The following is a 17,767-nucleotide window of genomic DNA, read 5'->3' on the forward strand; positions in this document are numbered from 1 at the left end:
CTTACTGCGCCGCAGCTTGCTCCGTCGGACGGATGAATGCTTCAACGCGCATGCCCGGCAGCAACGGCACCTTGCCTTCGAGGTTGATGGTCATTTCCAGCACCTCGATGTCGGAAGGGCGACGCGGACCGCGCGGCGAAACGCGCGGCGTTGCCATCGTGGGCGAAAGCTCCGCGACAGTGCCGACGAAATCGTGGCCCGGATAATTGATCGAGCGCACGAATGCCTTCTGCCCCACCTTCACCTTGGCGACGTCGCCGTCATCAAGCTCGGCCTTCACGCGCACCACCGACATGTCGCCGACAACCGCCAGCGGCTGTTCGGGCGAAGGTGCAACGATTTCACCGATCTTGGCGCGCAACTGCAGAACGGTGCCTGCGCGCGGCGTGCGGATACGTGTCTTGTCCAGCAGCGTTGCGGCCAAAGCAACCTCGGCGCGGGCGGCGGTCAGTGCGGATTCAGCCTCGTTGGGTGCGGGCAGTTTGTCCTTCGCCTGCGCGGCTGCATAAGCCTTGCGCTGACGCTCCACATGGTAGAGCGCGCGATTGAGACGGCTGCGGGCCTTTGCCAGTTCATCGATGCCGATTTCGCCGCGACGCTTGCCGGCCAACGCCTCATCAAGCGCAAAGCGCGCGCCTATCGCTTCACGCTCGGCCGCATACATTTCATCTTCGCCCGAGGTGACATCCTCGCGGCCCGGGGTTGCGGTCTGCGCATCGCGGCGGCGGCGGCTCAAGCCCTCCTGCGCTTCGGTGGCCGCGAGCCTTGCGCGCGCTTCGTCGTCGTCGAGGCGGATGAGCAGTTCACCCTCTTCGACGACGTCGTTCACCGATACCGTCACGTCATAGACCTGACCGAGAATTGCCGCGCCAATGCGCACCTCGCCCGAGCCCGGTTCCACGCGCCCCGGCGCTGCCGCCACCCATTCAGGTGTCGGCGCAGTCGAAACATGGGTGCGGCCGTTGTCGAAAAAGGGATTGTCGACCTCTGCGAGCACATAGCCGAGCACAGCCAGCGCAATCAGCAGGGCAGCCGCGATAGCCTTAAACATGGTGCTTCACCTTTTTGCGGCGGCGGCCCGTCGCGCGGTTGCGGTTGTTTGGCTTTGTGGTTGTGTTGCCGTTGGTGGATGCCGGCTTGGCCTGCGCATTGTTGGCTGCGGGCTTTGCCGCTGCGGCGCTGTTCGCAGCGGAGGCGGAACCGGCAGAACCATTGCCATTGCTGGCCTTGCTTTCGCTGGTGCCATTGCCGCCGCTGTTGCCACCATTGAGGTGCCCGGCGCTGATGTGGATCTGCGTGGTGCCGCCGCCGTTGTCGCTCTTGTCGGGACGTTCGTCGCTTTCAATGCGGCCGTCGTCGATAAGAATGATACGATCGGCGTAGGGCAGCGTGCGATGGTCGTGCGTGACGGCCAGCACGGCGCGGCTGGTGTCCTTCGCAACCTCTGACAGTAGCGCCATCACGGTGCGCCCGTTTTCGGCGTCCAGAGCTGCGGTCGGCTCGTCGGCCAGGATGACCGCTGGCGAGCCGGCAAGTGCGCGTGCGATGGCAACGCGCTGTTTCTCGCCGCCGGACAGCTTGGCCGGATAAGCGTGGGCGCGGTGAGAGAGGCCAACGGCTTCCAGTGCGCGCAGCGCATCGGCATTCGGGTCAGGCACAGCCTTCGAGCGCACGTCCAGCGCCAGCATCACGTTCTCGCGCGCCGTCATGGTCGGGAACAGATTGTAGCTCTGGAACACGAAGCCGACGTGGTTGCGGCGGATGTCGGCGAGGCGTTCGGCATCGGCGCCCAGTGTCGACTGTCCCGCAACGGTCAGTTCACCATCGGTCGGCGAAAGGATGCAGCCCAGAATAGAAAGCAACGTCGTCTTGCCGGAGCCGGAAGGGCCCATCAGCAACGTCAGCTCGCCGGAGTAAAGCTTCAGATCGACGCCCTTTAGCGGCATCACCTGGCCAGCACCGGTTCCGAACACCTTGGTGATGCCAGACGCTTCTAGCAGCACCTTGCGGGCGGGATTGACGGTCATCGGCTGAAAACTCCTGCGGGATCGATGCGTGTAACTTTGAAGATCGCCGAGACAGCGGCGATCGCGCACATGCCGATGGTGAGTGCAAAGAGCAATAGCGCGAGGCCGGGGGTCATGACGATATAAAGCGTGGAATCCTTCGATGCCCAGATGACGAGCAGCGAAAGCGCCATGCCAATGCCGTACCCGATCAGGGCGCTCAGCATGGCCTGGAAAAGAATGACCTTATGGATGTAGCCCGCCGAGGCGCCCAGGGCGCGCAACGTGGCGAACTCATTCAGGTGATCTTTGGTGCTGGAGTAGAGCGTCTGCGCCACGATGACAACGCCGACGATCATGCCCAGTGCGGCGCCTGCAATCAGCGCTGAACCGGCGCCGGTCTGGAACAGCCAGTATTGAACGCTGCGATTGCGGAACTCCGGCTGCGTCAGGATTTCGCGATCCGGCAGCCGTTCCTGCAAGCTGGCGCGCACATCCTCTAGTTTTGCACCCGGTGCCAGACGTACCAGGGTATATGTTGCCTGGTTCGGTCCGGCATCCAGCAGCATCCGCGCCTGCTTCAGCGACGTGAACACATACGGCAGCGTCGTGAACGAGCGGATGCCATGCGAGACGGCAGCAATGCGCACGCGCACACCGTTTATTTCGGCGGTGTCGCCGTTCTGCTCGATGCCAAGATCTTTGAAGTAGGTGTCGTCGACGGCAACGGTGAACGGCGCGGCCAGTTCATCCATGTTGCCTTCAACCAGGTTCCATGGCTTCAGGCTGCCGTCGCGATGGTCGGAGCCCACCAGCAGCACGGCCGTGGTGCCGCCCTTCGGTTTGCGCCAGGCGGAAAAGCCGACGACCAGTTCCTCAGCAGAGGCGATGCCGTTGGTCGATAGCGCCGAATACTTTTCATGGCCGATCAGCAGCGACGGATCATCGAAGCTTTTTGTTCCGAGCGGCACCACCCAAAGATCGCCCTCGGATGCGTCGAGCATGGCCGCGATCATCCGTTCAGAGCCGATGTAAAGCCCGCACTGCACGGCAACCAGCACGACGGAGAAAATGATGCCTGTGAGCGTAACGATCAGGCTGAGCCGATCATGAAACAGATTACGATATGCAAGTTTGCCCGCCATCTTGACGGACTTCGGCTTCAGCCCGGTTGCCGGTGACGAACTCGGCGATTTTGTATCGGCCATTGCCGGCATCTAAGTGGATCCCCTCGCCACCCGTATCAGGTTGGCGAACGTAATGACGGTCGCTATTTCCGTCGCCCTGACTGCAGATGTTGCATCGCTGTAAGCTGGTCAGCGCCGCAATGCGCTGGCCAGCCTGCAGAGTGCCGCTCGCAGAGCCGTGCTGGTCTACCCTCATTCGCACGCCACTGTGAGGGTCAGTCCAACTGACGGAAAGAACTTCTTGCAATCGTGTTTGTCAGCGGCTGCGGAAGCGGCCGCGCTGGCCGCCTGTGTATCAGCCGAGGCCGTGTCTGTCGCTATGGACGTCGTGGTAGCAGCCGATATGGGCGGCGATTCTGGCGCCGGTTGGGCTTCAGCCAGGGCAGTTACGTTATTTGTTATGGATACCTGATGTGGTTGAATTGTCGCATCCGGATTGATCGCATCCGATTTATCCAGCGCCAATGAAGCAGTGTTGACCGGCGCGACGGTGTTCAGTGCGAGGCGTGGGGTGGCTTCAGTGGACTGAACTTCAGGGATGAGTGCGGCAACACTGGCAGCCGCGTCTGCGGTCCCTGCCGCAGTGGTCTCCGCTTCAATATTGGTTGCTGCAACTTGCGCCTTAACTTCATTATCGCGGGCGGCCGACCTGATGGGCTTTTTCGAGGGCACCACTTTAGCTTTTGCCGCCTGCTTGCCGCCTTTCGCCGGGCGATGGACATGGCGCCTTTTGGCCGGCCGCTCATAGTGCCGGGAGCTACCGTAGCCGGGGCCATGGGCGGTGAAGGATGGCAGCGGTCCGCCAAAGCCCAATGTCACCCGCATGCCGGCTTCGGCCGCATGGGAATAGGCAGCAAGTATCAGGGTCGTCAGCAGCGCAAACAGGGCTTTGGGCGGGGCTTTCATGCGGCTCTCCAATATTGTGCGACGGATATTTCAGCTGAACTGTGGTCCGAAGGCATCTTTGGAGCGTCGCGCGGGTGGGGGCTGTTCCGCCGGTTACAGGCTATCATCACGGCAGCGGAAAATAGAATTGCTCTAAATAACTCAGTCTGTTGGTCGCTGCTGACCTTTGTTCCCAGGCTTCAGATCGGAGGTCAGGTACGGCCCGCGGCCTGTGTCTTATCTTTCCGATCGCCGTACACAAATATGTTCAACATCTTTTCGTGCTTGAGTATTTTCTCTGCGGAGGCCAGCATACCGCTGTTATTACGCTTCGGGGATCAGCGGTATCGCTCGGGGCGTTGTATCCAAACTTATTCGACAGGCACGAGACTGTAGAGCGCATGCGAATCAACAAATCCACGAGCCACGCCGTCCGCATTTTGGTTGATTGCGCCAAGGCAGAAGGTCATCTCATCAAGGTGGCCGACATTGCCAGCCGTCTGGACATCACCCAGCAAAATGCGTTCAAAATCGTGCATTTGCTGTCGAAGGCCGGTTTTCTGGTCTCCGCCCGCGGTCGCCATGGCGGCGTGAAGCTGGCGCGCCCGGCGGTCAAGATCAGCATTGGCGAGGTTGTGCGCGCCATTGAAGGTATGGGCAGCGAGCGTGAGGAAGTCGGCGAGGCCGATCTGCACCGCATCGTTGACAACGCGCTCGATGCTTTCGTCGCCGTTCTCGACCAGCATACGCTTGAGGATATGGTCCACGGAACCCATAGTCCAATTGGCGGTGAGCCCGGCGGCCGTACTGGTAAAGGCTCTGCCGCCCGTGGCGCCACGGCGGCTGCCCGCACGCGTCGGACCCAGCAGTCGGCATCGTCGCGGCTTCTGAGCTGATTTTCCGAAGTTTTCGCGGGACGGGTGTCCGTCCCGCCGCGGCGTTAATCCTGCGTCGTAAGTTCGCTTGACATACGCTTCCTACCCTTCAAATGTGGAATAGTAGTTTCCATATTTAAGGCACGCGCAGCCCTATAAGAATATGCGCGCGGGGAAACGTGAGATGATTGTCTGTTCCTGCACGGTGATCACCGATCTCGACATCGAGAACGCACTCGTCGAGATCTTGAATGCGCCTGATGCACCCATTCCCACTCCGGGTATCGTATTCCGCCATCTGTCGAAGCGGATGAACTGCTGCGGCTGCGCGCCGTTGGCTGTCGACACGATCTATAACAAGGTCGATGAGCTTGAAAAGAAAGGGCTAATTTCGCCCACGCTCAGCGCCACCACCCGCAGCAAGCTGCTTGCCTTCACCGCCCGTCGCGCCAAGGCCAGCCCGGTTGCGCATATCGATCCGGTCGACTTTGTTGTTAGCGATTCCAAAGATTTGGTTCGTAAAATCGCCTGAGCGCGTTTTTAGACTGGAATCTTTCTAATTTACCAACCAGTATCTGCCCGCGGCCCTTCGGGGCCTGCGTCTGAGTTGCGTCGCGGTAAGCCCGCATCCACTCAGCCATCCGATCATTACGCTGTAAGGCACGGAGAGGGGCAGCCATGAAGGGCAATAAAGAAGTTATCGACGCGTTGAATTTCGCGCTGAAGCTGGAGCTTGGCGCGGTCAGTCAATATTGGCTGCATTACCGTCGCCTCGACGATTGGGGATACACCAAGCTCGCCAAGAAGGAGCGCGAGGAATCGATCGAAGAAATGCGTCACGCTGACAAGCTGATCACGCGCATTCTCTTCCTCGAAGGTTTCCCGAAGATGCAGGAAATCGCACCGCTGATGATCGGCGAGAACCTGAAAGAGGTTCTGGAGTGCGATCTGAAGGGTGAGTACATCGCCCAGGAATTCTACACCAAGGCGCGCGAGCTGTGCCGTCAGCATCACGACTATGTCTCGATGGACATCTTCGATGAACTGCTGGCCGATGAAGAAGGCCACATCGACTTCATCGAGACGCAGCTCGACCTGATGAAGAACATCGGCGTGCAGAACTACGGCATGCTGCAGGCGGATTCCTCTGACAAGGTTGAAGGCAACGCCGAGTAATCGGCTGCCACTTCCCGGTCAGCCAGCAATCAGCCAGCCAGTCACCGGTTAAAAAAGGCCCGCGGGATCGATCCCGCGGGCCTTTTGCATTTTCATGATGCCCGCTCGGCGGCCGGCTCCCCGCAGGGGAGTCGCCGAGCGCCATATAAAAAAGCTAGCTGCCGTTGCCATTCTCCAGCGAGCGGAAGTGTCCGCGCCGTTGCAACCAGACCAGCAGCATCAGCGCCGGCAGTGCGGTCAGCGATGTCGCGATGAAGAACAACGGCCAATCCAGCAGCTTCACCATGTAGCCGGTGCCCGACGCAAAAAACGTGCGGCCCGTCGATGCCAGCGCGGTCAGCAGCGCATACTGTGTGGCCGTGTGCAGCGGGTTCCGGCATAGCGCCGACAGATACGCGACGAAGATCACGGTGCCGATCGCACCGGCGAAATTCTCGACCACGATGGCGACCGTCAGAGCGCCGGCGCTGGGCGTCTGATAGCCCAGCCACACGAACACCAGGTTCGATCCCATCTGCAGGAATGCGGCGATCCAAAGCGCCGTGGAGAGCGGCAGCGCGCGTGCAACGGCGCCACCCGCAAAGCCGCCAGCCAGCAACGCAGCAAGACCAACGCCTTTCACGATTGCAGCGTAGGTCGCCTTCGAATATCCCAACGACAGCACGAACGGCGCGGTCATCGTGCCCGCAAGCGCATCGCACAGCTTGAACAGGATGACGAACGCCAGCACCGCCAGCGCGGCATCGCTGGTCAGGAAGTCGGCGAACGCGCCTCTAGCCGTCTCAAACAGACGAAAGATCGGGCTGCCTTCCTTGTCGTGCTCCGCCGCCGCGATGTCGCGCGCCGACTGCGGTTCGCGCGCGACGATCGAGCCGAACAGGCCGACCAGCACCAGCAGCGCGGCAGCGGCATAGGCCAGCGGCCACACCGATTCCCTGGCGATACCCTGCGTTTCCAGCCAGGCGCTGAATCCAATCACGCCCGCGCCCGATGCCAGCATGCCGATGCGGTAGGCGGCGACGTAGCCCGCCATGCCCGCCGCCTGCTCATCTGTTGGCAGCGCCTGCACGCGATAGGCATCGACCACGATATCCTGCGTCGCCGACGCCATCGCCACGATCACCGCGCCAAGGCCGATCATCCACGGCGCAGAAATGGGATCGCGCGTGCCGAGAAAAACAATGGCCGCCATCAGCACCAGCTGCGAAGCGATCAACCACGCGCGCCGGCGTCCGAAGTGGCGCGAAAGAAACGGCACCTGCCAGGCATCGACAACCGGCGCCCACAGGAACTTCAGCGTGTACGGAAGACCCGCAAGCGACAGCAGGCCGATCGTTCCAAGATCAACGCCGCTGTCGGCCATCCATACACGGAGCGTTTCGCCCGAAAGCGCCAGTGGCAAACCGGATGAAAAACCCAGCAGCATGATGACGAGCACACTCGGCCTTAGGTAGACCGTTAGCGCATCGAGGTAAGATCGTCCGGGCTGCGGTTCACTTTGCGTCGGTGCGCTCATGCGGGGCTTCGCTCCGGTGAAGTTGTGCAGGGGGTGGGGACGAGGTTGACTACAGGTGCGTGCAGTATCTGTCGATCCATGTCCACAAATAGAGTGACCGCGGTGCGGCATTAAAACCGGGAGAGGGTGAATGGCACGCTATGTGCTGGCGATCGATCAGGGGACAACGTCATCGCGGGCGTTATTGGTTGATGCCGACTACGGCATCAGCGGCATTGCTCAGCATGAATTTAAGCAACATTTTCCCAATTCCGGCTGGGTTGAGCATGACCCGGAGGAAATCTGGGCAACGACACTCAACGTAGCACGCGCTGCGGTCGCAAACGCGGGCGGCGCGCGCAACATCGTCGGCATCGGCATATCCAACCAGCGCGAAACAACCGTCATATGGGAACGTGCTACGGGACGCGCGATCTACAACGCGATCGTCTGGCAGGACCGGCGCACCGCCGATCAGTGCGAAGCTTTAAGTGTAGCAGGGCACGGCGAAACCATCCGCGAACGCACTGGCCTGGTTCTCGATCCGTATTTCTCTGCCACCAAGATCGCGTGGATACTGGATCACGTTGCGGGTGCGCGCCAGCGGGCTGAGAAAGGCGAGCTTGCGTTCGGCACCATCGACAGCTTTCTGCTGTGGCGGCTTACCGGTGGGCGTCAGCACGCAACCGACATCACCAACGCTTCGCGCACCGCGCTGCTCGACATCCGCGCCGGCAAGTGGTCCGACGAACTGCTCGCCATCTTTAAAGTGCCGCGTGCGTTGCTGCCGGAGGTGAAAGACAACGCGTGCGATTTCGGCAGCACCGATCCGGAGATATTCGGCGGGCCGATCCGCATCGGCGGCATGGCGGGCGATCAGCAGGCGGCGACGATAGGGCAGGCATGCTTCAAGCCCGGCATGCTCAAATCCACCTATGGCACCGGCTGTTTTGCCGTGTTGAACACGGGAGCGACATGCATCGCCTCGCGCAATCGCCTGCTCAGCACCGTCGCCTATCAGCTTGATGGCGTGCGCACCTATGCGCTGGAAGGCTCGATCTTCATAGCGGGAGCAGCGGTGCAGTGGCTGCGCGACGGCTTGAAGATCATCGCCCATGCGTCCGACAGCGGACCAATGGCGGCGGCGGCCGATGCCAATCAGGATGTAACGCTTGTGCCCGCGTTCGTCGGTCTCGGCGCGCCCTATTGGGACCCGGACTGTCGCGGCGCTCTGTTCGGGCTAACGCGCAACACCGGCCCGAACGAACTTGCGCGCGCTGCGCTGCAATCGGTTTGTCTGCAAACGTATGATCTGCTGCAGGCGATGCGCGGCGATTGCCCGGAGGTGTCAGGGGCGGTGCTGCGCGCTGACGGTGGCATGGCCGCGTGCAACTGGACCATGCAGCGTCTCGCCGACATTCTGGATATTCCGGTCGACCGCCCAACCGCGCTTGAAACAACGGCGCTGGGGGCGGCCTATCTGGCGGGCCTGCAAGCGGGCTTCTATCCGGCGCCGGAGGAATTTGCCACGCGCTGGGCACTGGATCGCCGCTTCGAGCCGCAGATGGAGGCGCCCGAACGTCAGCGCATTATCGCCCGCTGGCACGATGCCGTTGGGCGCACCTTGTCGAACGGTGGCGCGATGCCGATGTGATTGCCATGGGTAAGCTGTTGCTCGTCGTCGGAGTGCTGTTGGTGGGTTTCGGCCTCGTCTGGATGCTGGGCGAGCGGTTGGGGCTTGGCCGCCTGCCGGGCGACTTCGTCATCGAGCGCGGCAACATCCGCATTTACATCCCGCTGATGACGGGCCTCATCGTCAGCGCTGTGCTGTCGCTGATTTTCTGGCTGATGAAACCTTAAACGCATCGCCGCGTTTGTTGCGTCGTTGGTTGAAACGCGCCGTCAGCGCACAACGGCGACGACGCGCGCGGGCGCCGCTGATGCGCCGACAATTTTCAGCGGAAACACCATCACCTCAAAGCCATGCGGCGGTAGTGCTCCGAGATTGGTCAGCTGTTCCATGTGCCAATACGGCCGCCGCTGGCCGACGCGATGCGCTTCCCAGAACAGCGTGTCATCGTTGGTGGCTTTGGAGCACGCGATCTGTGCGCGGAATGGCAGATCCCATCCCCACTGGTCGATGCCCATCACCGTCGGGCCGCGATCCAGCAGCCATTCAGTCGCCGCCGCGCTCATGCCGGTGCCTCGCTTCCAGAACTCCTTCGTGCCCATCAGTTTGTCGCGGCCGGTGCGGATCAGCACGATGGTGCGCGCGTCCAGTTGCGCGCCGTTTTTCGCCAGCGCCGCTTCAAGGTCGGCAGGCGTAATCGCGTCGTCATCGGCCTTGTGCGTCAGGTCCAGCACCACGCCTGGCCCGATGCATTTCTCCAGCGGCATCTCGTCGATGGTCTGTGCAGGCGCGCCGGCGGACGTCGGACCGTAGTGCCACGGTGCATCGATGTGCGTTGTCGAATGCACGCCCATCTTGGTGATCGTGTCGTCGGCCCAGCCGGTGAAGTCGCGCGGCATAAGCCGCTTCGGCAGACCCAGCAGGCGCACCAGCAACTTGGCCGCGCCGTGCCGCTTGTGGCGGATCTTCACTTGCATGAAGCGCGGATCGCCACTGTTGAACTGAATCGGCTTCGACAGATCGATGACCTGCATGGATGATTGATCTGGAGAGATCACGTTCGCCAAAATCGTGATGTGGCTCCAGCCTCCTGTTGCGACCGATGATTTACGCTTCGGACTGATAGGGTCCGAAGCGATCATGGTCTAAGTTATCTGATTGCTCAGCGTGCCGATGCCGTCGATGGCGAGCGTTACCGTATCGCCGCGCGCCAGCAGTCGTCCCGCTTCGATACCGCTGCCGCCGGGCAGCGTCCCGGTTCCGAACAACTCTCCCGGATGAAGCTGTTCGCCCGCGCTCGCATGTGCCAGCGCCTCACCTAAAGACCAGCGCGCGTTTTGTGTTGCGCACTCTGCAACCGGCTGGCCATTGATGGATACGCTGCCGCGCAGTTCATTCCAGCGGGGCAGGATCTCATCGGCGCTTACAACCACGGCGGAGATCGCGCTGGCAAAGTGCTTTGCTTTCTGCGGGCCGAAGCCTGACCGCATCTCGGCAAGCTGCACGTCGCGGGCGGAAAAATCGTTCAGCACCACAAAGCCGCCGATGGCAGCTTCGGCCGCTTCCGGTGTTGCGTCGCGCAGCGGATGCGCCAGCACGAAGCCCAGCTCCAGCTCGTAATCGAGCGCGTTGGTATAATGCGGTATCGCGATGTCATCGCCATCGGTCGATATGGTCAGGTGATTGCCCATGTAATAGATCGGCTGGCGATACCACAGCGCGCTTGGACGCAGGGGTGGGAATGTCCGGCGGGTAACCACCTCATAAGCGGAAGCAATGCGCGCGGTCGCGGGCATGAAGCGGCGGACGAAACCGCGTGCCGCATCGATTGCATGCGCCTCATACAACATGAAATCGCGGAACGAGCGCGGGGTGAAAGGCAGCGCGGACGCTGCCGCCGCCTCTGCATTGGCGTTCGCTGCAATGTTGCGCGCTGCTTCCTGGATGCGTGCGCGTAGCTCCAGCGGCAATGCCAGCAGTGCGATGGTGTCGGCGGACGTCTGTCCGCTCAGCTCCACGTCGCGCCCGGACAAGTTCGCAGCGGCGATGGCTGCGGCGACGCTCACCCAGCCTTGTGGCGCTTCTAGCTCAATACGCAATCGGCCGCCGCTCGCTCTCCGCCGAAGCTTCATCGGCCCTCTCTGTTGGCAAGGTTTCGTCGCATCCAAGCTCGCGCTTTAGCGGTTTGCTTACGCTGGTTCCAGGGCGAAGAGCACTAAAAGGTTCAGGCAATCGCCATACGCTTGAAAGTAACGCGGGCGCGCTAGCATGGCATCCAGCGTTGCAAAAACTGTATGTCAGCGAGAAACGGTCATGCTCCTCAACTGGTCTCAAATCATCGTCTGGCTCATCATCGGTCTACTCGGCGGCACTCTTGCCGGCATCGCCGTGCGTTGGCAGCGGGAAGGGTTCGGCTGGTGGACCAATCTCGGTATCGGCCTGATCGGTGCTCTGGTCGGCGGCTTCCTGTTCCGCCTGTTCAACATTTTGCCCGGCCTGGAGACGATCTCGATATCGCTGCGCGACGTGGTCTCGGCGGTTGTCGGGTCGATCCTGTTCCTTGGCGCGCTCTGGCTCTACGGTCACTACAACAAATCCCCGTGAGCGCGGCAGGCAGAAAAATCGAAGGCGTTTTCGGGGATTAATTATCGCGGCAGTCTCAGCAATGGCGCGACAAATGAACAGGCGTGTTGATGGCGCCTGCAACCGTTAAAAGTAATTTAAATTTCTATTAATATTTATTAACAAACTATGAACGAAATCGGGGGCCATTTCGGCCCCCGATAAAGTGGTGCTGACGCGGAACAAACGGCGGGCTTTAGGCGGCGGTAGTAACCGCGCCTTCGTCGCTCGGATCGCGGAGCACATAACCGCGCCCCCACACCGTTTCGATGTAATGCTGACCACCCGTTGCCGCCTGCAGCTTCTTGCGCAGCTTGCAGATGAACACGTCGATGATCTTGAGCTCCGGCTCGTCCATGCCGCCGTAGAGATGGTTCAGGAACATCTCCTTCGTCAGCGTGGTGCCCTTGCGCAGCGAGAGCAGCTCAAGCATCTGATATTCCTTGCCGGTCAGATGCACGCGCTGGCCATTCACATCGACAGTCTTGGTGTCGAGGTTGACCCGCAGATCGCCGGTCTCGATGACCGACTGCGCATGGCCCTTCGAGCGCCGAACAATGGCGTGAATGCGCGCAACCAGCTCATCTTTATGGAATGGCTTGGTCATGTAGTCGTCGGCACCGAAGCCGAGACCGCGCACCTTGTCCTCAATGCCGGCATGGCCGGAAAGAATGAGGATCGGTGTGCCGACTTTCGCGACGCGCAAGGTCTTGAGGACCTCGTAGCCGCTCATGTCCGGAAGGCCAAGATCCAGCAGAATAATGTCGTAGTCGTACAGTTTTCCGAGGTCGACACCTTCTTCACCGAGGTCGGTCGTATAACAGTTGAACCCCTCGGATTGGAGCATCAGTTCGATGCTCTGTGCTGTCGCACTGTCGTCCTCGATCAAAAGAACTCTCATGATCGTTCCTCTTCGTCCGCGCCGCTTGCCCCATTAGCCGAAAAGAGCGCCCGCATCTTTTCAAGCTAACCCACTGTTAGGAAATTACCCGCCGAAAGTTAACAAATCCTAATTAAGTCTTTCTCCGTATCCCAACACTCCAACCAACTCTGTTTACCTGCCTGCCAGACGCCGTTTTCCGCGACCTTTTGAAATATGAAAAGTCTGGAAATAGAACAGGGTGCATGGCCGAAATAGCCATGCTGCAGTGCAAGCATTCAGTCGTTGCCGGTGGATGACGGTTTTGGAGTTCGGATCGGTGATATCTGAGGCTTGGACCCCGTTGGAGGTCTTCACAACTAGGATGCACTGACCGGACCCAACTCATTACGAATCAAGAGGTAACTTAATTCGCTCGGGCGGCCTAGGTCCGATTGGTCATTTTTTGGCCCCAAAGGGCATAGTATCGAATAGATTGATGTTCGCGTTGCTTTACCGCAACTTAATGGCCAGATGTCATATTCGGTGTGAAGATGGTGCGCCTTCCCGCAGGTGACACCCCAGGCCGTCAGGCCCAAGGATTTCTGAGCTCAAAGCGGGAGTTTGTTGGTGGGGCTGGCACGCTTCTTGTTAGTGATGCCGCACAGTTCGAATTTGTCCGGGGTATCGAACAATGAAAGCACGTGAATCGGCGCTGAGACTGAAGCGCTTCGCAGCCGACGAAAAAGCGCGGAAGGTTGCCGATCTGGAGCACATGATCCGCGAATTCGACGGCATGGCGAGCGATCTCGACCGTCAGATCAAGGCGGAAGAGGAGCGGACCGGCGTCCGTGATCCGGCCCATTTTAACTATTCGACGTTTGCCAAGTCGGCCAGCCAACGCCGTGATAACCTCATCGCGTCGGCCGATGGGCTGAAGGCCAAGCTCGAGGTTGCGCTTCGCGAGCGTGACGAGGCTTTGGAGCAGGCGGCCCGCGCAGACACGGCCAGTCAGGATCAGCTCCGCAACCGCCGTCGGGCGGATCGTTCGGCTGCCACGGCGCTGCGCTGAGTAAGCGTCCTTGATCGAGGCCCGGAATGTGATCCGGGCCGGCGTCAATCGAATCCATTCTGTTCTGAGTAAAGCCGGGCCATGCATCATGTGCCCGGTTTTTGCTGTTTCTGACCGGATCAACGGCTGCTCTTAGGCTGTTTCGCTATGGGCCATCGCGTCGCGAACCGATCGCCTGACGCCGGCGCCAGGCGACACTGTAGTCGCCCCAATGGTAAGCTTCACGGTTGCCCCCAACCGGATGCCAGCGCCCGGCTGCTTGGGCTTGTGTTCTTCGTGCCGGCCATGCAAACCGGGCTGATACTCTGCGGTGCCGATGCACCGAGATCGATTTTGCTAGATGGCTAAAGGGGCGGATGCGGCGGTCAGCACACAATGTGTCTGAAGCAACTTTAGGTCGGGCCACTGGCGCAGGCCGGATCGGTCTGGCCCTGGCCGCTGCTGGCCTGGTTTTGATATGCGCTGGCTGTACAAGCGCAAATCCGCCGTCGTTGCCGACCATCCCGCCGTTATCGGAAGGCGCAACCGCAGCTTTGGATGCGCCGCCGGGGGCTGCTCCTCCGTCGCCGCAGCAGGCTCAATCGGAGCCTCCGCAACCTCAGTTGCATCCTATTTCGATTGAGGGCAGGCCGACGGAAATCTATGAGCGGATTGCCCGCGGCGCCCTAGCGTGCTGGTTCGGCCCGTCGGGGGCCTTGAAGGCCAATTATGTTTATCACGCCGACGCTGAGCCGCCGAGCAAGGGTGGCCGCGCGGTGATCGTCATTCACGAGCGTGATCGCAGCGCCGACAATCCCAAGGGGTTGCGCGCTTACCGTGTGGTCATAGAAACTGATAGCAGAACCGGCGGGACGACTGTCGTTACCGAAAACCTGAAGCTTTCGGAACTGCTGGCAGCGGCCATGGATGCCGATGCGCGCCGCTGGGGAACAGGCGCTACCGGCTGCGGCGCTACGGGTATCGTAGGCTGGTAGGAAGGTGGCTTAAGAAGGTTGGCGGCAGCAAACAGCTTTCCGAAGCGCAGGAGGGCGGCCAGTGCTGGCCGCCCGCGATGTTTAGTCGCGATAGTCCTGAACTTTCGTAGCGCGGAGCCCCGGTAGCCCGTGCTTGTCGATCGATCGCTGCCACGACAGAAACTCGTCGACGGTCAGCTTGTATCGATCGCAGGCTTCCTCAATGCTGAGCAGGCCGCCGCGGACAGCAGCAACCACCTCAGCCTTGCGGCGGATTACCCAACGTTTCGTGTCTTTGGGCGGTAGATCGGCAATCGTTAGCGGGCTTCCATCCGGCCCGATAACGTAGCGTACCCGCGCTCTCATCTGTTGCTCGGTCATGATACTCATTACACACTCGCTGACCAGCTAAGGGTTATAGCCCAACAGGATTAAGGTCGGGCTAAGTTCTTGAGTAAACGTAACATAAATCAATCGACCCCGCCCCCAGGGGGTTCTGTTAAGGTTTACGCAACGGCTGTCTGCGCCAACAGGAGCCAGCGGCTTCAGCTTGCGTTTATGGCCGCTCAAGCCGTAAGGTTTGCGCTCCAGGCACTTCGACGGGCCGGACGTGCGCTCGCCATACTTAAGCGCCAAATCCCAGCAATGAACTAACGAATGGCCGGTGCCCAACACGTGAACGAGAACGTCCCTTCCGGCGCCTTTCGCGCCTCGCCTTCCGGCCCAGCGGCCGAAGAGCGAAAACGCGTGGTTGTTGCCATGTCGGGCGGCGTTGATTCGTCCGTCGTTGCTGCGCTTATGCGCGACCAAGGGCATGACGTTATCGGAATAACCCTTCAACTTTACGACCACGGCGCCGCTACCGGACGAAAAGGTAGCTGTTGCGCCGGTCAGGATATCCACGACGCACGCCGTGTGGCCGATGCGCTGGGCATTCCCCATTACGTTCTGAACTATGAGCGACGTTTCAGCGCGGCGGTGATCGACAGCTTTGCCGAGAGCTACGCAGCGGGCGAGACGCCGATCCCGTGCGTCGCGTGCAATCAGCAGATCAAGTTCCGCGATCTGCTGGAGACGGCCAAGGATCTCGGCGCTGATGCGCTGGCGACCGGCCATTATATCCAGCGCCGCGAGGGGCCGAACGGGCCTGAGCTGGTGCGGGCCGTCGATGCCGACCGCGACCAGAGCTATTTTCTTTTCACCACCACGCAGGAACAGCTTGATTTCCTTTGGTTTCCGCTAGGCGGCCTACCCAAGGCCGAGGTGCGTGAACTCGCGCGTCGTTACAACCTGACGGTGGCTGAAAAGGCCGATAGCCAGGACATCTGCTTCGTCCCGACCGGGCGTTACACGGGCATTGTCGAGCGGCTGAAGCCGGGTGCGGTGAAGCCAGGCGACATCGTGCATGCCGATGGCCGCAAGCTCGGCACCCATTCGGGAATTATCAACTTCACGGTAGGGCAGCGCAAAGGTCTGGGAATCACCGGTCCTGAGCCGCTTTATGTCATTCGTTTAGACGCTGACACAAATGAAGTGGTCGTGGGGCCTCGTGACTGCTTGCGCACGCAAAGTCTTCTCCTTAGAAATGTTAACTGGTTGGGGGATGCCCCGCTGGCTGAGGTGGCGGCCGAAGGTTTGCCAATCTTTGCGCGGGTACGCTCCACTCAGCCGCCGCAAGCCGCCCGTCTGTTCGCTGATGCCGATGGCGCGGTGACAGTTGTGCTTGAGGACGGTGAAGACGGTGTCGCAGTAGGGCAGGCGTGCGTATTCTACACGAGTGGCGATAACCGCGGCCGGCTGCTGGGCGGTGGTTTCATCGCCAAGACTGTTGCCAAGCAGGTTGAGGCGGCGCGGGCACCTGAGTTAAGCCGCGCAGGCTTGGATGGATAATCTCATTTGAGAGGCTTGGGTCGCGACGTAAGGAGCGACACCCAATGAAATCAATGTCGCAGACCGATTACCGCCGCCAGCCGGCCATGTTGGAACGCTCGCAGGGCCGCATCGTTGGCATCGGCCGCATCGACGAAAGCGCGGTGTTGGATGCCTATCGCCGCTGGGCGCCGGTTTACGATTACACCTTCGGTGTCGTCGCCAAGGCCGGCCGTCGGCATGCGGTATCGATGATCAACCAGAGCAGCGGCCGGGTGCTTGAGGTGGGTGTCGGCACAGGGTTGTCGCTGCCTGACTATAAAAAACATCTGGAAGTGGTCGGCATCGATCTGTCGCCGGAAATGCTCGAGAAGGCCCGTGAGCGCGTTGCCGAGGAAAGCCTCGATCACGTGACCGGCCTGCACGAGATGGACGCTTCGGATCTCAAGTTCCCGGACGGTTCGTTCGATACCGTGGTGGCGATGTACGTCATGACCGTGGTGCCGGAGCCCGAGGCCGTGATGCGAGAGCTTTCCCGCGTGACCAAGCCCGGCGGTCAGGTGCTGCTGGTCAACCATTTCAGCCAGACCGAAGGTGTGCGCGGCTGGGTGGAGCGCCGCATGGCCCCGTTTGCCGACAAGATTGGCTGGCGGTCGGTGTTCGATCTGTCCCGTGTGCAGGTTTGTGACGATCTTGAACTGACGGATCGCAAGGCTTTGCGTCCGCTTGGTCTGTTCACGATGCTGCGCTTCGTCAAGAATGACGGCTCGGCCAAGCCTGCCGTGGCAGCGGAATAATCGGTCGATCCGAAGAATTTGGGACTGGGGCGCATATTTTATGCGTCCCTGTTCTTGACAGTAGAGCATCTGCGTCCCTATAGACGCGATCTCAAGTGGCGGGATAGCTCAGTTGGTTAGAGCGGCGGAATCATAATCCGTAGGTCCCCGGTTCAAGTCCGGGTTCCGCTACCAAATTTTCCTTTTATTTTACAAGGTTGCCGCCCGGCCCATGGCTGGCTTGTTGGCGGCACACAATGCGAACAAAGCGACATCTGCGTACGGCGCGACGCACAAAAGTCGGCACAGCCCGTTCCTTTCTGTCCAAGCTTCTCAAACGCTACTGCGACTCGGTCCGTCAG

At 60.6% G+C, this 17,767-nt stretch carries 18 protein-coding genes, 1 tRNA gene and 1 pseudogene; 11 read left to right on the forward strand and 9 right to left on the reverse strand.

The genetic code is table 11. The annotated features are described in order from the left end of the window. Position 1: 1 nt before the first annotated feature. The 4 genes and pseudogenes from C6Y62_RS07885 to C6Y62_RS07900 form a co-directional block, all read right to left on the reverse strand. A complete protein-coding gene (locus C6Y62_RS07885) occupies positions 2–1,051 on the reverse strand; it encodes an HlyD family secretion protein (RefSeq protein ID WP_173953445.1) in 1,050 nt (349 codons plus the stop codon). A gap of 265 nt (positions 1,052–1,316) precedes the next feature. After that, positions 1,317–2,027: pseudogene (locus tag C6Y62_RS07890) on the reverse strand (ABC transporter ATP-binding protein); the annotation flags it as partial. After that, positions 2,024–3,151, reverse strand: coding sequence for an ABC transporter permease (locus C6Y62_RS07895; RefSeq protein ID WP_173953529.1), 1,128 nt, complete (start codon positions 3,149–3,151; stop codon positions 2,024–2,026). The gene C6Y62_RS07895 and the pseudogene C6Y62_RS07890, both read right to left, overlap by 4 nt. A 234-nt stretch (positions 3,152–3,385) precedes the next feature. Beyond that, positions 3,386–4,099, reverse strand: a complete 714-nt coding sequence (locus C6Y62_RS07900) for a hypothetical protein (protein WP_068461435.1) — start codon at positions 4,097–4,099, stop codon at positions 3,386–3,388. Between the two features lie 380 nt (positions 4,100–4,479). On the opposite strand from C6Y62_RS07900, the gene C6Y62_RS16810 reads away from it, so the two are divergent. The 3 genes from C6Y62_RS16810 to bfr all read left to right on the forward strand — a co-directional run bounded on the left by C6Y62_RS16810 (position 4,480) and on the right by bfr (position 6,129). After that, entirely contained in the window at positions 4,480–4,974 is a 495-nt protein-coding gene (locus C6Y62_RS16810; RefSeq protein ID WP_068461437.1) for an RrF2 family transcriptional regulator, read from the forward strand. Between the two features lie 184 nt (positions 4,975–5,158). After that, positions 5,159–5,485 carry a hypothetical protein gene (locus C6Y62_RS07910; protein WP_173953448.1) on the forward strand — a complete coding sequence of 109 codons (327 nt, stop codon included), beginning with the start codon at positions 5,159–5,161 and terminating at the stop codon, positions 5,483–5,485. Positions 5,486–5,631: 146 nt separating this feature from the next. Next, on the forward strand, positions 5,632–6,129 hold the full coding sequence (bfr, locus tag C6Y62_RS07915) for a bacterioferritin (RefSeq protein ID WP_068461440.1): 498 nt from the start codon (positions 5,632–5,634) through the stop codon (positions 6,127–6,129). 154 nt (positions 6,130–6,283) lie between these two features. Here bfr and C6Y62_RS07920 read toward each other — a convergent pair whose 3' ends face one another. Continuing rightward, on the reverse strand, positions 6,284–7,645 hold the full coding sequence (locus tag C6Y62_RS07920; protein WP_173953449.1) for an AmpG family muropeptide MFS transporter: 1,362 nt from the start codon (positions 7,643–7,645) through the stop codon (positions 6,284–6,286). A gap of 130 nt (positions 7,646–7,775) precedes the next feature. Here C6Y62_RS07920 and glpK point away from each other — a divergent pair, with 130 nt between their 5' ends. Together glpK and C6Y62_RS07930 are read left to right on the forward strand one after the other, a co-directional pair. Further along, positions 7,776–9,278, forward strand: coding sequence for a glycerol kinase GlpK (gene glpK / locus C6Y62_RS07925; protein WP_173953450.1), 1,503 nt, complete (start codon positions 7,776–7,778; stop codon positions 9,276–9,278). A 5-nt stretch (positions 9,279–9,283) separates the two neighbouring features. Further along, the gene (locus tag C6Y62_RS07930) at positions 9,284–9,484 is read left to right on the forward strand and encodes a DUF2905 domain-containing protein (protein WP_173953451.1); all 201 of its coding nucleotides are present in this window, start codon (positions 9,284–9,286) and stop codon (positions 9,482–9,484) included. A 42-nt stretch (positions 9,485–9,526) separates the two neighbouring features. Here the strand turns inward: C6Y62_RS07930 and C6Y62_RS07935 are convergent, their stop codons facing one another. Together C6Y62_RS07935 and C6Y62_RS07940 are read right to left on the reverse strand one after the other, a co-directional pair. Next, positions 9,527–10,288 carry a cyclase family protein gene (locus C6Y62_RS07935; RefSeq protein WP_173953452.1) on the reverse strand — a complete coding sequence of 254 codons (762 nt, stop codon included), beginning with the start codon at positions 10,286–10,288 and terminating at the stop codon, positions 9,527–9,529. 111 nt (positions 10,289–10,399) lie between these two features. Further along, positions 10,400–11,353, reverse strand: coding sequence for a fumarylacetoacetate hydrolase family protein (locus C6Y62_RS07940; protein WP_246274466.1), 954 nt, complete (start codon positions 11,351–11,353; stop codon positions 10,400–10,402). A 169-nt stretch (positions 11,354–11,522) separates the two neighbouring features. Between C6Y62_RS07940 and C6Y62_RS07945 the strand changes: the two genes are divergently transcribed. Continuing rightward, on the forward strand, positions 11,523–11,858 hold the full coding sequence (locus C6Y62_RS07945; protein ID WP_246274468.1) for a GlsB/YeaQ/YmgE family stress response membrane protein: 336 nt from the start codon (positions 11,523–11,525) through the stop codon (positions 11,856–11,858). Between the two features lie 214 nt (positions 11,859–12,072). Here the strand turns inward: C6Y62_RS07945 and ctrA are convergent, their stop codons facing one another. Then, entirely contained in the window at positions 12,073–12,777 is a 705-nt protein-coding gene (ctrA, locus tag C6Y62_RS07950) for a response regulator transcription factor CtrA (protein ID WP_068465321.1), read from the reverse strand. Positions 12,778–13,429: 652 nt separating this feature from the next. Here ctrA and C6Y62_RS07955 point away from each other — a divergent pair. Together C6Y62_RS07955 and C6Y62_RS16195 are read left to right on the forward strand one after the other, a co-directional pair. Next, positions 13,430–13,807 (forward strand): flagellar export protein FliJ, encoded by a 378-nt coding sequence (locus C6Y62_RS07955; protein ID WP_068465318.1) that lies wholly within the window; start codon positions 13,430–13,432, stop codon positions 13,805–13,807. Between the two features lie 491 nt (positions 13,808–14,298). Continuing rightward, entirely contained in the window at positions 14,299–14,781 is a 483-nt protein-coding gene (locus tag C6Y62_RS16195) for a hypothetical protein (RefSeq protein WP_198491344.1), read from the forward strand. 81 nt (positions 14,782–14,862) lie between these two features. On the opposite strand, the gene sciP is transcribed toward C6Y62_RS16195, so the two are convergent. Then, positions 14,863–15,141, reverse strand: a complete 279-nt coding sequence (gene sciP / locus C6Y62_RS07965; protein ID WP_068465360.1) for a CtrA inhibitor SciP — start codon at positions 15,139–15,141, stop codon at positions 14,863–14,865. A gap of 276 nt (positions 15,142–15,417) precedes the next feature. Here sciP and mnmA point away from each other — a divergent pair, with 276 nt between their 5' ends. From mnmA to C6Y62_RS07980, 3 genes are all read left to right on the forward strand, one after another. Further along, the gene (gene mnmA, locus C6Y62_RS07970; protein ID WP_173953455.1) at positions 15,418–16,650 is read left to right on the forward strand and encodes a tRNA 2-thiouridine(34) synthase MnmA; all 1,233 of its coding nucleotides are present in this window, start codon (positions 15,418–15,420) and stop codon (positions 16,648–16,650) included. A 44-nt stretch (positions 16,651–16,694) separates the two neighbouring features. Next, on the forward strand, positions 16,695–17,426 hold the full coding sequence (locus C6Y62_RS07975) for a class I SAM-dependent methyltransferase (RefSeq protein WP_173953456.1): 732 nt from the start codon (positions 16,695–16,697) through the stop codon (positions 17,424–17,426). Between the two features lie 97 nt (positions 17,427–17,523). Next, a tRNA-Met gene (locus C6Y62_RS07980) sits at positions 17,524–17,600 on the forward strand. Positions 17,601–17,767 lie beyond the last annotated feature (167 nt).

The sequence above is a fragment of the Hyphomicrobium sulfonivorans genome (assembly GCF_013306565.1).
Lineage (GTDB): Bacteria > Pseudomonadota > Alphaproteobacteria > Rhizobiales > Hyphomicrobiaceae > Hyphomicrobium_A > Hyphomicrobium_A sulfonivorans.